This window comes from Bacillus sp. 2D03 (genome assembly GCF_003946765.1).
In the GTDB taxonomy this organism is placed as follows: Bacteria; Bacillota; Bacilli; order Bacillales; family Bacillaceae_G; genus Bacillus_A; species Bacillus_A cereus.
In genome coordinates this window covers 62,624-76,300 of sequence record NZ_RPSJ01000006.1, presented here as the reverse complement: position 1 = coordinate 76,300, position 13,677 = coordinate 62,624, and the positions used below count along the sequence as shown (strand labels likewise).

The following is a 13,677-nucleotide window of genomic DNA, read 5'->3' as shown; positions in this document are numbered from 1 at the left end:
TTTGTTTTTCATACAAAAAAGAGGCGAATTTCATTATTCGCCTCTTTCTTTTACCAAAATGAAGGAATCCATTCTTTCACTTTATCAATCCACTCTTGTTGCTCTTTTTTTCTTTGTTGTTCCTCTTCTTTCCTTCTCTTCTCTTCTTCTTTTCTTCGTTTTTCCTCTTCTATTGTAGTCAATTGTTTTTTATAATCAGCCTCAGATATGAGCGATAACTGAAATGCTTTTTGAGCTGGATTTGCGTTCGCTTTTTTCATAATATCCCGGAACATTGTCGTCGTAATTTGACTACCACCCGGAACATAATGATCGCTATCTGTTTTATCATATCCTACCCAAATCGCACCTACCAAATCTGGTGTGTATCCAACAAACCATGAATCCTTTGCGCCGGTGCTTGGGCCATTTACAATTTGAGTAGTTCCTGTCTTACCGGCCGTATCAACATTATTAACTTTCGCCTTTTCGCCCGTTCCCTTTTCGACAACGCCTTTTAATAAATATGTCATCTTTTGAGAAATTTTCTCGCTTGTCACTCGTGTCTCTTTCTTATACCACTTTCCAATCGTTTCACCTTCCGCATTTTGTATCTCTCTAATCGCATGAGCTTCCACTTGAACACCATCATTTGCAAATGTACTATACGCTTGAGCCATTACAAATGGGGATGTTCCTACATGCATACCGCCTAAAGCGATTGGATACGTACGATCTTCTGGCACTAATGGAATACCAAATCGCTCTAAAGATTTCAATCCTTTATCTAATCCAATCTGTTCCAATAGCCAAACAGCCGAAACATTGTACGACTTTGCCACAGCTTCATACATTGTCACATCACCGTGAAAAGTATGATCGCTATTTTGTGGTTTATATTCTTTAATATTAAATGGTTCATCTTTCAATATATCGTATACTTCATACCCTTGCTCTAACGCGGGTACATATACAGCTAAAGGCTTTAACGTTGAGCCAGGTTGTCTTTTTAATTGGGTTGCATGATTAAACTGTAAAAACTGGTACGGTCCTCTCCCTCCAACTAAAGCTGGTACACCACCTGTTTTTGGATTCATAAGAACTACACCCGTTTGCATCAGTTGGTCTGAGCCATTATCTTTGAAATAACTATCATTATTCACAACGTCTTCTACAGCCTGTTGTTTTTTCGGGTCAAGCTCTGTATAAATACGATAACCACCCGCTAAAATTTCATTTTGTGTCAATTCGTATTTGTCCATCGCTTCTCTAACAATATAGTCTACATATTGAGAATATTTTCCCTTGTATTTATCATCCACACCACGTTTTAATACAAGACCACTCTCTTTTTCTTTATTATACTGTTCGTCAGAAATATACCCTTGCTCTTTCATTAAGCTTAATACGACATTACGTCTTTCAATTGACTTGTTAAAGTTTTTATAAGGTGAATATGCAGATGGTGCTTTAATCAAGCCTGCAATCGTTGCAGCTTCTGAAATTGATAAATCTTTTACATCTTTATTAAAATAAGATTTTGCTGCCCTTTTTATACCCCAAGCACCTTCCCCAAAATAAATTTGATTCATATACATTTCAATAATTTCATCTTTTGTATAAGTACGTTCTATTTTTTTTGTTAAAAAGTATTCCTTTATTTTACGAGAAAATGTACGATCTTGTGTCAGAAATACATTCTTCGCAAGCTGCTGTGTAATTGTACTTCCCCCTGCTACAACTTCTCCTGCTGTAATATTTTTAAAAACCGCACTTATAATTCCACTATAATAAATACCATGATGGTTAAAAAATTCCTTATCTTCTACTGCAACAATTGCCTGAACCATAATATCAGGAATATCTTTTCTTTTAACGCCTTCTGTTTTCGAAGAAGCTAATTTAGTTGCGACCTCATTATTTGCATCATAAATTAAAGTCGGTTGTGGAACAGCTTGTTTTAATTCAGATATGTCTTGAATGGAAATTATTATATTTACAGCAATAAATAGAGTAACGAGTACACTTCCCAATACAATTAATGAATTACGAAGTTTCTTCCTCTTATTGAACCACTCAAGCATTTTTTTAAAATGAGTGTTCTTCAATTTCATTCGTTCACTTCCTTCATTTATTTACACTCTTCTTTTTAAAAGGAAGAATACACCGCCTTTTAAATTTATTATAATAACGTAGTCATTCCTATAGTGTAAAGCTTTTCTTTTGCATTCATACTTTTTGCAAGAAAAGGACATTCTACAAGTAAGATATTCACTATTGGATATTAATATTATTAATAGAACAACGAGAGTTATGTTAAGTTTTTGTAAACTTTTCGATAAAATGTTTTAAAAAACGACAGTTTTTTGTTAGAATTGATTAGCCAATATATTTTACATATATTACTTTTGTGGGGGTAACAATAATGGTCTTTAAATCAAAAAAAGATAAATTTTCTGAAATGTTAATGAATGTTTCCGAAAATTTAAAAGAAGGCGCGCAGTTTTTCGTGGAGTATAAAATTAAAAATGCTAGCGATTTAAAAGAGTTTTCTATGCGCATGAAAGAGTATGAGTCAAAAGGTGACTCATTTATTCACGAAATCATTATGGAGTTAAACAAAGCGTTTATCACTCCGATTGAGCGTGAGGACATCCTACAACTTGCAATGAGTATGGATGATGTATTAGACGGATTAGATCACAGTGCAGGTCTGTTCGAAATGTATTCTATTACAGAAGCTGATGAATACATGATTAAATTCGTAGAAGCAATTAATCAATGTGCGATTGAGATTGCAAACTCTGTTGAATTAATGTCTAACAAAAAATTAGTCGACATTCGTACAAATGCGATTAAGATTAAGGATTATGAATCACAGTGTGATGATATTCGCCGTCATGCGATTAAGCACTTATTCTCTCGTGAAAAAGATCCGATTAAGATTATTCAATTTAAAGAGATTTACGAAGAGCTTGAAGAAGTAGCTGATAGCTGTCAAAGCGTTGCAAACGTATTAGAAACAATTATTATGAAGAACGCGTAAGGAGTTTGATCATGGATACACTCTTGATACTGACCGTTTTAGTAGTCATTTGCGCTTTAGCTTTTGACTTTATCAATGGATTTCACGATACAGCAAACGCTATTGCAACGGCTGTTTCAACGAAAGCTCTAAAGCCTAGACATGCCATTATTATGGCGGCTATTATGAACTTTTTGGGCGCAATGACATTTACAGGTGTAGCAAAAACGATTACAAAAGATATCGTTGATCCATTCGCCTTACAAAATGGTTCTCTTGTAATTTTAGCTGCTTTGCTTGCGGCAATAGCTTGGAACTTAATTACTTGGTACTACGGTATTCCAAGTAGTTCTTCGCATGCAATTATCGGCGCAATCGCAGGTGCTGCAATTGCGGCCGCTGGGATTAGCTCGCTAAATCTTAAAGGATTCATTAAAATTATTGAAGCTTTAATCATTTCACCGATTATCGCTTTTGTTATTGGTTATATCGTATACAGTATTTTTAAAGTAGTATTTAAAAACTTTAACTTAACGAAAACGAATAAGAACTTCCGTATATTCCAGATTTTCACTGCAGCATTACAAGCCTACACACACGGTACGAATGATGCACAAAAAGCAATGGGGATCATTACGATGGCACTTATGGCTAATAACTATCATACTTCTAGCGATATCCCGTTCTGGGTACAATTATCTTGTGCTGTCGCAATGGGGCTTGGTACTTCTGTCGGTGGATGGAAAATTATTAAAACTGTCGGTGGACAAATTATGAAAATTCGTCCTGTAAATGGTGTAGCTGCCGATTTATCATCATCACTTGTTATTTTCGGTGCAACATTCATTCACTTACCGGTTAGTACGACGCACGTTATCTCTTCTTCTATTTTAGGGGTTGGTGCTTCTCACCGTGTGAAAGGGGTAAAATGGGGAACTGCAAAACGTATGTTAATTACATGGGTTATTACACTTCCTATTTCAGCTTCTTTAGCTGCTCTGTTTTACTACCTATTACATTTTGTTTTCTAATCAAAAGTCGTCTTCCTTATTTTTCTAGGAAGACGACTTTTTTGTGAACAAGCCTATTTCTCATTAAAAAGCGTGTATAATAATTGATGGATAAGTTATTTAGAGGAGTTGGCAATTTTGGAATACATCATGTTACTTTTCATCGGACTAATCGCCGGAACAGTCGGCAGCCTAGTTGGGCTTGGAGGCGGAATTATTATTGTTCCGTTATTAATTGGATTACACAGTTTATCACCACAACTTGCAGTAGGGACTTCTATGGTAACAGTCGTTTTCACAGGACTATCTTCCACCCTTACTTACATGAAGCATAAGCGAGTAGATTATAAAAGTGGACTTATTTTATTTATCGGAAGCGGCCCTGGTGGTATTATCGGATCATGGGCAAATAAATTTTTAAACCAAGACACATTTTCTTTATACTTTGGGATTTTCCTTATATTCGTCTCAATTCTACTTATGCTTCGAGACAAATTAAAACCTCTTTCCCTCTCAAATACGTCTGTAATTAAGCGTTCTTTTACAGATAATGATGGAAATACTGTACACTACCAATTCCCACCGTTTCTTGCTATCTTTATCGCCTTTATAGTTGGGTTTATATCTGGATTATTTGGAATTGGTGGCGGTGCCTTACTTGTTCCAGCAATGATGCTTCTTTTTGCATTCCCAGCACATATTGCAGTAGCAACTTCAATGTTCATCGTATTTCTATCAGCAATTGTAAGTTCTGCAACTCACATCTCACTTGGAAATGTCAGCTGGATTTATGCATTAATCCTGATTCCGGGTGCATGGATTGGCGGAAAAATCGGGGCTTACATTAATACAAAACTAAGTGGTAACGCCGTAATTAATTTATTACGTATTACGTTGATTATTCTTGGAACTAGATTAATCATTATTTCCCTTTTATAACGTATTCTTTTTAGAATGCGTTTTTCTTATACACATGAATATAAAAATCCTCCGAGGAGAACAAATAAAATTAAACAAACACATAATAACATATAATTTGAAATATGTACTTTCTTCAAGTTGACCACTCCTATAACTGCGACTGTTATCTTTATGATAGCGAAAAAATAGTTCACTTGCAGTTACAGAGTGCTAACAATGCAAAATCAATTATTACAAATTTTATCCTTATATTTCATTTCTTTGTATATTCTATCGATTTAATAAAAAAAGATGTCATATTGACATCTTTTTTAATGAAGAAGTGACCACCCCATGAAGTCTTCATGTACTTGGCACGCCCTCTTATCGTTTCGATCATATAATTCAGCATAGCTATCTGTTTCTTCATCATAAGCCATCGTATAAATAATTTGGCCGTCTACTTCAACGGATAAAACGACTCCACCTTTCATCTCTTCTACATGAATGATAGCATTCGCCGGAATTCTCATATCCGTCATTCTCATCGCATCTAACAATATACTAAACCCCCTACAGCGTATTCATTGCTAGTACTATTACACACTAAATAGTATACTACTGTAATAGCATACATTTCGTCAATGAAATTGCTGTTGAAATAGCATATTGTCTATATACATATACGCTAAAATAGAAGAAATAGAAACATATTAATGGGGGGCTAACATTGATTCTACACAAAGGAGATGTACTATTCCGTCAAGGCGAGGACGGTCCTTTATACTTTATAAAAACAGGCTTATTAAAAGTAGTTCGGCTAGAAGAAGACGGAACACCATTTTTATTCAACATTATCGTTCCAGGTGAAACGATACCTCATCATTCTTTAATTTCACCGAAAGAATATCACGGTACAGCTATCGCTTTAATAAAAACAGAAGTGGAACCGATCACTAGTAGTGAATGGTACGAGAGACTTCAAGCAAATCCCGAATCGTATGCTAACATCGCTATGCAATTACAATCTAAATTAAGAATGATGCAACAACGAATTGATCAATTGACAACCGTCTCTCCGAAAGAACGTCTTCATCGTTTACAAGAATGGTTCACCCTATATTTAGGTGACATTCCTATATATGAAATATTAACACAAACCGAAATTGGTCAACTGATAGGTATACGCCGTGAAACAGTAAACCGTTTATTACGAGAACAAATAAAAAACGAGGTAAAATAAATACCTCGTTTTTTTGCTTATTGTAAGCTTGTTGCTGGGCCGAAAAATTCATAATGAATATGCTCTTGTTTCACACCTAAATCAGTTAGTGCAGCATTTATATGCTTCATAAATGCTACTGGACCACAGAAATAAAACTCTGCTTCAGTTGTCGGAATAATAGTTTTTAACCATTCACTTTCAATGAAACCTTCTTTATCAAAGTTCTTCATTTCTAAATCTTTTTCAGTCGGTGCAGAATAACAAGTATATGCTTTAACTTGTTCATATTCATTTTCTACTGCCTTAACGTCTTCTTTCATTGCATGTGTATTACTATTTATTGCTGCATGAACAAAATATACATTACGTTTTGAATCTTGTTCAATTAACGTATTTAACATACTCATCATCGGTGTAATCCCTACTCCACCACTAATTAGTACAACTGGTAATGTTGAATCCATATTTAACACGAAATCTCCCGCTGGTGCACTTACTGGTAAAACATCTCCTTCTTTTACATGTTCATGTAAGTAATTAGACACTTTACCGTCTGGTGTATCTACACCTTTTTCTTTTTTTACACTAATACGATAATATTCTTTCCCAGGAGCATCGGATAAACTGTATTGACGATTATGTGTATATGTCTCACCTTCAATATTGATTTGAACCGTTACATATTGACCTGGGATGAATGAAGAAACTTTCCCTCCATCTTCAGGTTTCAAATAAAATGACGTAATAACATCGCTTTCCTTCACTTTTTTAACAATCACAAAGTTGCGGAAGTCTTTCCATCCACCTTCTTTATGTGCAGCTTCTTCATACATCTCTGCTTCAATGCTAATGAATGCATCAGCAATGACACCATATGCTTCTCCCCATGCGTTTAAAACTTCATCAGGTGCACCTGCGACCTCTTTAATGGCACGCAGTAAACATGTACCTACAATCGGGTAATGCTCTGCTTTAATACCTAAACTTCTATGCTTATGACCAATTTGTTTTACAACTGGAATAATAGCTTCTAAATTATCAATGTACGTTGCAGCTGCATAAACAGCATTCGCTAACGCTTGTTGTTGTCTTCCCTTTTTCTGATTTGTATGGTTGAAAATATTCAATAACTCCGGATGTTCCGAAAATAAAATTTCGTAAAATCTCGTTGTAATTTCAACGCCTTTTTCTTGTAATAATGGTACTGTTGACTTTACGATTTCAATTGTTTTTACACTTAACATTGTATCCCACTCCTCTATTTCCTTAACTATTTTTAGTTTAACTGAATCTTATAATGCAGATTGTGATTTTAATCACTATTAACACGGTGTTTTTGTGAATAATATATGAACATTATATTTACAAAAGAAAATAAGCTAACTAGAATTCTAGCTAGCTTATTATTTTGTTTGTATAGCTTGTTCAATTACTTTTATATCTTTCCCATCGCCAAACTCCGTATACCCCCAGATATTCGTTTCACCTCTATATTTATTTACGATGATATCCAAGTCATGATATACACGGTGGGCATACACTACATACTCAATATTTTGAAGTTCCACACCTTTTTTTACAATTTCATAGCTTCTATTTACATCGCGTTTTATTTTTTCATTCTTTATTTCCATATGTATATTTTTTAAAGATTGTTCTTGCTGTTGAAACCATTGCTTAAATTGATTCCAATCCCCATCTGTATAATTCTCTGCTTTACCGTAATTTAAGAAATTATTATAGCTTTCATGTGTCATTCGAATAAAATCTAGCACTTTTGTCTCTTCTTGCACATCTTCTATTTGAGCTATTGTATTTACCTCAGCAGGCTTATTCGCATAATGTAACAGCACATTCATAAGACTATAACTCGCAATAATCATCACGATAATAATACCTAATACATTTAACAATTTCTTCATATACAGAACTCCTTCTCTACTAAAAATATTACAACGTATGACTATACTTGTAACATTCTCTTGTAGAAATATAATTCCTGTATTAATTCTTCCTATCATTTCGACAATATTTTTCTATACATTTCTCGTTGGCAAATGTTCTTGTAGAACAATATATCCTTCATAAGCTGTGTAACCGAGTATAGCCATTAATCCAATATAACAAGCAAATACTGTCCATTTCGTTTTCGCATCCACTTTATAATAGTTTTCTTGTTGTTCCTTTTCTGTTTTCCATTCATTTAATTTTCTTTCTGACGCTTCAAATGCTTCCCTTATGTGAATTGTATACTCATCTTTTTCATCTTCATATGGAACATAATCTAACGGTTCGAACTTTGGTAAAAGATACTCTAACACTTCCATTTTTTGAAGTTCACCTATTTGTAACTCTTTTTCCCGTTCTCTTTGTCTTAATGCATTCATCTCATGATGCATCACGTATATAGTCCGATGTACAGCACCCGTTTCTTTTAATTCCTCTTCAAGCCTAGTAACATATTCTTTCATTCCATCAATTTTATGCCCTAATTCCTTAATCGGCTCATCTCTCTTTATTACTCTATATAACTCCATACAACCGATAATAACAATAAACCCTCCCAAAATACTTTTAAAGTAAATTGAATAGCCAAGTAATAAAATAAGGCCTGCTCCCCAAATTTTAGTACTGACAACTGAAATAATTCGCCCACCATCTAGCGGCGAAACGGGAATTAAATTAAAGAAATTAATCATACTTCCAAGCAAAATAACAAGCGCCCAAAATGGCTCTTTCGTCATTATATAAAGCGGTATCGCTGGTAAAAATGACAGAAGTCCGAAAAGCGGACCCATATATGCAATGTAAGCTTCATCTTTCGCATTTTTCGGCATCTCTTTCATTCCAATAAGAGCCCCCATAAATGGAATAAAGATTGCTGGCGATGTTGGGATCCCCTTTCTTTTCGCAGCCCATAAATGGCCCATTTCATGAACAAACAACAAATAAATGAGCGCCACTCCAAATTTCCAACCATATAGAACTGCGTATGCGCCAAGCGATAGAAACATACTAAATACCGTTGAAAACTTTGCTAATTTAAAAATTGCAAATACCCACTTTAACTTAGACAGTAAAAATAGACCTATCGCAACAATAATTCCCCATAATCCTTTTTTATTATTTTTCATATTCCTCTCCTTTATCTCTCATTAATGAATCATATCATTCATCAAAGCTTGTTCTTTTCTCTATTATGACATATTTTTTTCTATTGTTAGAAATAATGTTTATATAATCCATTTTCAGCCAAAAATATAAATAAAAGGAGGTGTACACAAATGAATTTACAATCTCTTATAATAGGTGCTCTATCGTTTTTAGCTTCAACTCTTATTTTTTATACCGTTAGTTACGTATTATTATTAGATTTGTTGCCCAATCACGTATTTATTGCCCTTGTCATCCTTTCCGCTCTTATGATTTCTTTTCTTATTACACGAAAATCAATGAATGAGCCATCTACAAAAGCAAAGTAATAGAGAGGGGTGCTTTCCCCTCTCTATTATCATTTCCTAGGAAAGGTCATATAGATTTGACGAGTTTACATTCATTCCAATCCGTAAGGGCTAATTAAAGTCTCACTTTATCTTTGAAAATTCATTTTTTCACCATAATCTTTAACAATCTGAATTATATTTTGAAACACACCTATTTTTTCTTTTTCACTGTTTAATATTTTCAAATCATAATTTTCGTAATATGTTTCTAATGATTTTAATTGTGATTCTGAAGCGCTTTTTATCGGAACAGTAGCATGTAATTCATATTGCTTATACCCTTCCTTTACTTTTTCACCTAAAATCATTTCACTCTCTTTTGCTCCAATTAATTTTTGAACTTTTTCTGGAAAATTGAGTTGCAAATAATATTCTTGCTCCTTCACTAACTTATTGTATAGTGATTGTGAAATCGTATACCGTACTGTATAATTCACGTTTTGATCGCCTGTTTTAATATGAAACGCGGTAATCTGCAAATCTTTTTTTGTTACTTCCGTTAAAGGGCTTACCTGCATCTCATCTTCTTTTTGTTCTGAGACATTTGGAAATATATCCAAAAGCTTTTCCGTATCTTTTTCATTCAACATATACATAGCTTTCTTATATTGCACCCATCCTCGTCTATCTTCTCCCCTTAACCATGCATAATAAGTTTCTTTTTTCCCATCTCTACTAATTTGTATTTCATATTCAGGTTCACCGAAGCTTCCTGTTATTTCTTGTTTCTCAGCTTTATTCAAAATGTCTATTACTAACTTCGCTTCTGATTCCTGCAACTTTTTCTCTTTATGTTTTTTTTGTATAACGGTTACCCCTATTGTTTCTTTCACTTCATTCACCGTCTCTTCTACTTTTTTTGTTTCTTTTTTCGGCTCAACTTGACCACAAGCTGCTAGTAACATAACAAACAACAACACCAATACATATTTCCCTTTCAAATTAATCCTCCTCTTACGATAAGAAATCCTTATAACCTTCATACATAAAACAAAAACGTGACATCCTATTAAATACGCTATACTAATCATTGAAAGGAGGTCTTTATCATGTCCATTAATTTTCATGATGAAAATAATAAGTACACATATGCAACAAGAAACGCTCATATTTCTTGGGCTGAAATGGTAAAAAACATTACAGAAATACAAAACAAGCAAATAATTGATATCGGCTGTGGTGGTGGGATTTATACGAAAGAACTCGCTCTTATGGGAGCCAATAATGTTGTGGGACTTGATTTTTCAAAAGAAATATTACAAGCTGCAAAAGAAAATTGTAACAACTTTCCAAACATTTCATTCATCCACGGTGATGCACATAATATCCCATACCCTAATGAAACATTTGACATAGTTATTTCGCGTGCAGTTATTCATCATTTACAAGACATTCCTACATTTTTACGTGAAGCTTCTCGTATATTAAATAAAAACGGTGTACTTATTTTACAAGATCGAACAATTGAAGATTGTACAATTCCAGGAAGTCCCGAACATATTCGCGGATATTTTTTCTCTTTATTTCCAAAACTTATTGAAATAGAGTCAAAAAGACGTCCAAAAACCAACACTATACAGACTGAATTGCAAAAACATTCTCTTCATGTACTTCCCACACAAACACAATGGGAAATACGAAAAATACATGATTCTGTAGAAGCATTATTGCAAGATTTATCTCCTCGAACAGGTCGATCCATTCTATATGAGTTAACAGATGATGAACTTTCTCAACTTCTACAACATATACAGACCGCATTACAAAACGTCTCTCCTATTATTGAAAGAGATCGATGGACAATTTGGAGCGCGATGAAGTTGTAAGGAAGGAAGCCTCACAAAATAATGTGAGGCTTCCTTTTTTCATAACCTAATTTTGCAACACTCTTGATATCCTCCACTTCTGGCCTGTGCACTTCCACACTTCGGACATACTAAATATCTAGACTGATTTGTCAACAAACTACCTTTTTGAAAGAGTAAAACTTCTGCTTGTTTAAACGAACGCGAATAATATAACCACATAAAACCAATTATAGCAATAATGCCAAATAATACTCCCATCGCAAGCATTTCAGTCACCTCTTTTGGTTTGTTCTTTCCAGCAAGTGGATTGTTGTATTATTCTCTGTAAATTCAAACAATCCCTTCTTTACTCCTATAAATATCAACTTTCTCTATAAATTTTACAATTCTCCGCAAATTTTTACTTCCATTTTACAATTCATTATTCCTTTTGCAACAACGAATATCACTTTCGATATTTCCGTATATAAATATATCTTTCAAAAAACATATTGACTTTCTAAAAAAAACATGCAACAATACTGTCAGAATACTTGAATAAAAATTCATTGACGAGAACGAGTACGTTATAGAACTGTTCCCCAGAGAGTTGGCGATTTGCTGAAAGCCAACGTTCAGCGCGTAACCGAAAATCATCTCCGAGAAGTAGAACCGAATGTTACAGTAAGTTCTTACCGGCCGTCCCCCGTTACAAGGAACACGTATCATGTTGTACGTTGCAAAGCCGTATACATATAGATTTATTTCTACATGTGTAAATTAGGGTGGTATCGCGGGTAAATATAACTCGTCCCTTTCTTTAGGGACGAGTTTTTTGTGTTCTTACAAATGAATGAAAAAGGAGGAAAAACAATGAACACTGTATCAAAAAAACATATTTTTTTCACGGGTCTTATGCTATTTTCTTTATTTTTTGGGGCAGGTAATTTAATTTTCCCTCCCATGCTTGGGCAAAACGCAGGTGAAAACTTTTGGCCAGCAATGATTGGATTTTTACTAACAGGAGTTGGCTTACCACTACTTACTGTTATCGCAATTTCTCTATCAGGAAATGGAATGCAACAACTTGCAAGTCATGTTCATCCATTATTCGGAATTTTCTTTACAGTGGTTGTATACATTGCCATCGGTCCATCCATGGGCATCCCACGTGTTGCAAATGTCGCTTATGAAATGGGTGTTAGTTCTTTCTTGCCAGAAACAATCCGCTCTAGCAGCCTAGTACTATTTGTATATACAATCATCTTCTTTACTATCGTATTTTGGCTGAGTTTGAATCCATCTAAACTTGTTGATCGTATTGGAAATGTATTAACACCTATTTTATTACTCTCTATTTTCTTATTGTTTGTTAAAAGTGTATTTACACCACTTGGACAATCAGGACCAGCAATGCAAGAGTATCAAACTTCTCCAATCTTCAAAGGCTTTATGGAAGGCTACTTAACAATGGACACCATTTCAGCACTTGCATTCGGAATTATCGTTGTAAATGCAATTCGCTCTAAAGGTGTGAATGATCGTAAGTCCATTGCCATCGCCACAGCAAAAGCAGGGCTTATTGCCGCTACAGGGCTCGTACTTGTATACGGTGCACTCGGCTGGCTTGGGGCAACTAGCGTCTCGCTCGGATATGCAAAAAATGGCGGACAGCTACTTACTGTTATCGTACAACAATTATTCGGTCCATATGGTTTGCTCCTATTATCTCTTATCGTTACACTCGCTTGTTTAACGACATGCGTTGGACTCGTCTCTGCGTGCAGCCAATATTTTTCAACATTATTGACTACATTTTCATACAAAACGTTCGCGAGTATCATTTGCGCATTAGGATTACTAGTTGCCAACTTAGGTTTAACGAAAATTATCGCAATCTCTGTTCCAATTCTGCTTGTTGTGTATCCAATTGCAATTGTACTTGTACTACTATCATTGCTTCATAAATACTTCGGTGGATATCGCTCTGTTTATGTAGGTGCTTTAATCGGAGCAGCTGTAGTAAGCGTATTTGATGGATTAAAACAAGGTGGTATTTCAGTTTCATTTATCACACCATATTTTGAATTTATCCCTTTATATAATGAAGGAATCGGCTGGCTAATACCAGCATTAGTAGGAGCTCTTATTGGTCTTGCAATGGCTAAGCTAAGCGGTACGAAAAAAGTTCCATTAGTAACCGACTCTCACGAAGTAAAAGCCTCCTAAAAAAACTCCCAAAAGGGAG

Annotated in this window: 14 protein-coding genes and 1 other annotated feature; of the genes, 7 read left to right on the top strand and 7 right to left on the bottom strand. The window is 34.6% G+C overall.

What is annotated here, in order from left to right:
- Positions 1 to 50: 50 nt before the first annotated feature.
- Complete coding sequence (locus tag EBQ15_RS15085) at positions 51 to 2,093, bottom strand: transglycosylase domain-containing protein (protein ID WP_000769252.1); 2,043 nt, start codon at positions 2,091 to 2,093, stop codon at positions 51 to 53.
- Between the two features lie 311 nt (positions 2,094 to 2,404).
- Here EBQ15_RS15085 and EBQ15_RS15080 point away from each other — a divergent pair, with 311 nt between their 5' ends.
- From EBQ15_RS15080 to EBQ15_RS15070, 3 genes are all read left to right on the top strand, one after another.
- Positions 2,405 to 3,025 carry a DUF47 domain-containing protein gene (locus EBQ15_RS15080; RefSeq protein ID WP_000231447.1) on the top strand — a complete coding sequence of 207 codons (621 nt, stop codon included), beginning with the start codon at positions 2,405 to 2,407 and terminating at the stop codon, positions 3,023 to 3,025.
- A gap of 11 nt (positions 3,026 to 3,036) precedes the next feature.
- Positions 3,037 to 4,035, top strand: coding sequence for an inorganic phosphate transporter (locus tag EBQ15_RS15075; RefSeq protein ID WP_000380270.1), 999 nt, complete (start codon positions 3,037 to 3,039; stop codon positions 4,033 to 4,035).
- 117 nt (positions 4,036 to 4,152) lie between these two features.
- Positions 4,153 to 4,953, top strand: coding sequence for a sulfite exporter TauE/SafE family protein (locus EBQ15_RS15070; protein WP_000455762.1), 801 nt, complete (start codon positions 4,153 to 4,155; stop codon positions 4,951 to 4,953).
- 293 nt (positions 4,954 to 5,246) lie between these two features.
- Here the strand turns inward: EBQ15_RS15070 and EBQ15_RS15065 are convergent, their stop codons facing one another.
- Positions 5,247 to 5,474, bottom strand: a complete 228-nt coding sequence (locus EBQ15_RS15065) for a hypothetical protein (protein ID WP_000883009.1) — start codon at positions 5,472 to 5,474, stop codon at positions 5,247 to 5,249.
- 170 nt (positions 5,475 to 5,644) lie between these two features.
- Between EBQ15_RS15065 and EBQ15_RS15060 the strand changes: the two genes are divergently transcribed.
- On the top strand, positions 5,645 to 6,157 hold the full coding sequence (locus tag EBQ15_RS15060; RefSeq protein WP_000600585.1) for a Crp/Fnr family transcriptional regulator: 513 nt from the start codon (positions 5,645 to 5,647) through the stop codon (positions 6,155 to 6,157).
- 17 nt (positions 6,158 to 6,174) lie between these two features.
- Here EBQ15_RS15060 and hmpA read toward each other — a convergent pair whose 3' ends face one another.
- The 3 genes from hmpA to EBQ15_RS15045 all read right to left on the bottom strand — a co-directional run bounded on the left by hmpA (position 6,175) and on the right by EBQ15_RS15045 (position 9,273).
- Positions 6,175 to 7,383: an NO-inducible flavohemoprotein gene (gene hmpA, locus EBQ15_RS15055; RefSeq protein ID WP_000953763.1), complete on the bottom strand. Its 1,209-nt coding sequence runs from the start codon at positions 7,381 to 7,383 to the stop codon at positions 6,175 to 6,177.
- A gap of 159 nt (positions 7,384 to 7,542) precedes the next feature.
- Positions 7,543 to 8,061 (bottom strand): hypothetical protein, encoded by a 519-nt coding sequence (locus EBQ15_RS15050; RefSeq protein WP_000735229.1) that lies wholly within the window; start codon positions 8,059 to 8,061, stop codon positions 7,543 to 7,545.
- A gap of 114 nt (positions 8,062 to 8,175) precedes the next feature.
- The gene (locus EBQ15_RS15045; RefSeq protein WP_000794491.1) at positions 8,176 to 9,273 is read right to left on the bottom strand and encodes a site-2 protease family protein; all 1,098 of its coding nucleotides are present in this window, start codon (positions 9,271 to 9,273) and stop codon (positions 8,176 to 8,178) included.
- Positions 9,274 to 9,423: 150 nt separating this feature from the next.
- Here EBQ15_RS15045 and EBQ15_RS15040 point away from each other — a divergent pair, with 150 nt between their 5' ends.
- Positions 9,424 to 9,621: a hypothetical protein gene (locus EBQ15_RS15040; protein WP_001053357.1), complete on the top strand. Its 198-nt coding sequence runs from the start codon at positions 9,424 to 9,426 to the stop codon at positions 9,619 to 9,621.
- 107 nt (positions 9,622 to 9,728) lie between these two features.
- Here EBQ15_RS15040 and EBQ15_RS15035 read toward each other — a convergent pair whose 3' ends face one another.
- The gene (locus tag EBQ15_RS15035) at positions 9,729 to 10,583 is read right to left on the bottom strand and encodes a YhfM domain-containing protein (RefSeq protein ID WP_000677063.1); all 855 of its coding nucleotides are present in this window, start codon (positions 10,581 to 10,583) and stop codon (positions 9,729 to 9,731) included.
- A 108-nt stretch (positions 10,584 to 10,691) separates the two neighbouring features.
- On the opposite strand from EBQ15_RS15035, the gene EBQ15_RS15030 reads away from it, so the two are divergent.
- Positions 10,692 to 11,468, top strand: a complete 777-nt coding sequence (locus tag EBQ15_RS15030) for a class I SAM-dependent methyltransferase (RefSeq protein ID WP_000026283.1) — start codon at positions 10,692 to 10,694, stop codon at positions 11,466 to 11,468.
- 39 nt (positions 11,469 to 11,507) lie between these two features.
- Here EBQ15_RS15030 and EBQ15_RS15025 read toward each other — a convergent pair whose 3' ends face one another.
- Positions 11,508 to 11,717 (bottom strand): hypothetical protein, encoded by a 210-nt coding sequence (locus EBQ15_RS15025; RefSeq protein WP_000880630.1) that lies wholly within the window; start codon positions 11,715 to 11,717, stop codon positions 11,508 to 11,510.
- Between the two features lie 272 nt (positions 11,718 to 11,989).
- Positions 11,990 to 12,248: a binding site (T-box leader), on the top strand.
- A gap of 54 nt (positions 12,249 to 12,302) precedes the next feature.
- Between EBQ15_RS15025 and brnQ3 the strand changes: the two genes are divergently transcribed.
- The gene (gene brnQ3, locus EBQ15_RS15020) at positions 12,303 to 13,658 is read left to right on the top strand and encodes a branched-chain amino acid transport system II carrier protein BrnQ3 (RefSeq protein ID WP_001099175.1); all 1,356 of its coding nucleotides are present in this window, start codon (positions 12,303 to 12,305) and stop codon (positions 13,656 to 13,658) included.
- The last annotated feature ends 19 nt before the right edge of the window (positions 13,659 to 13,677 follow it).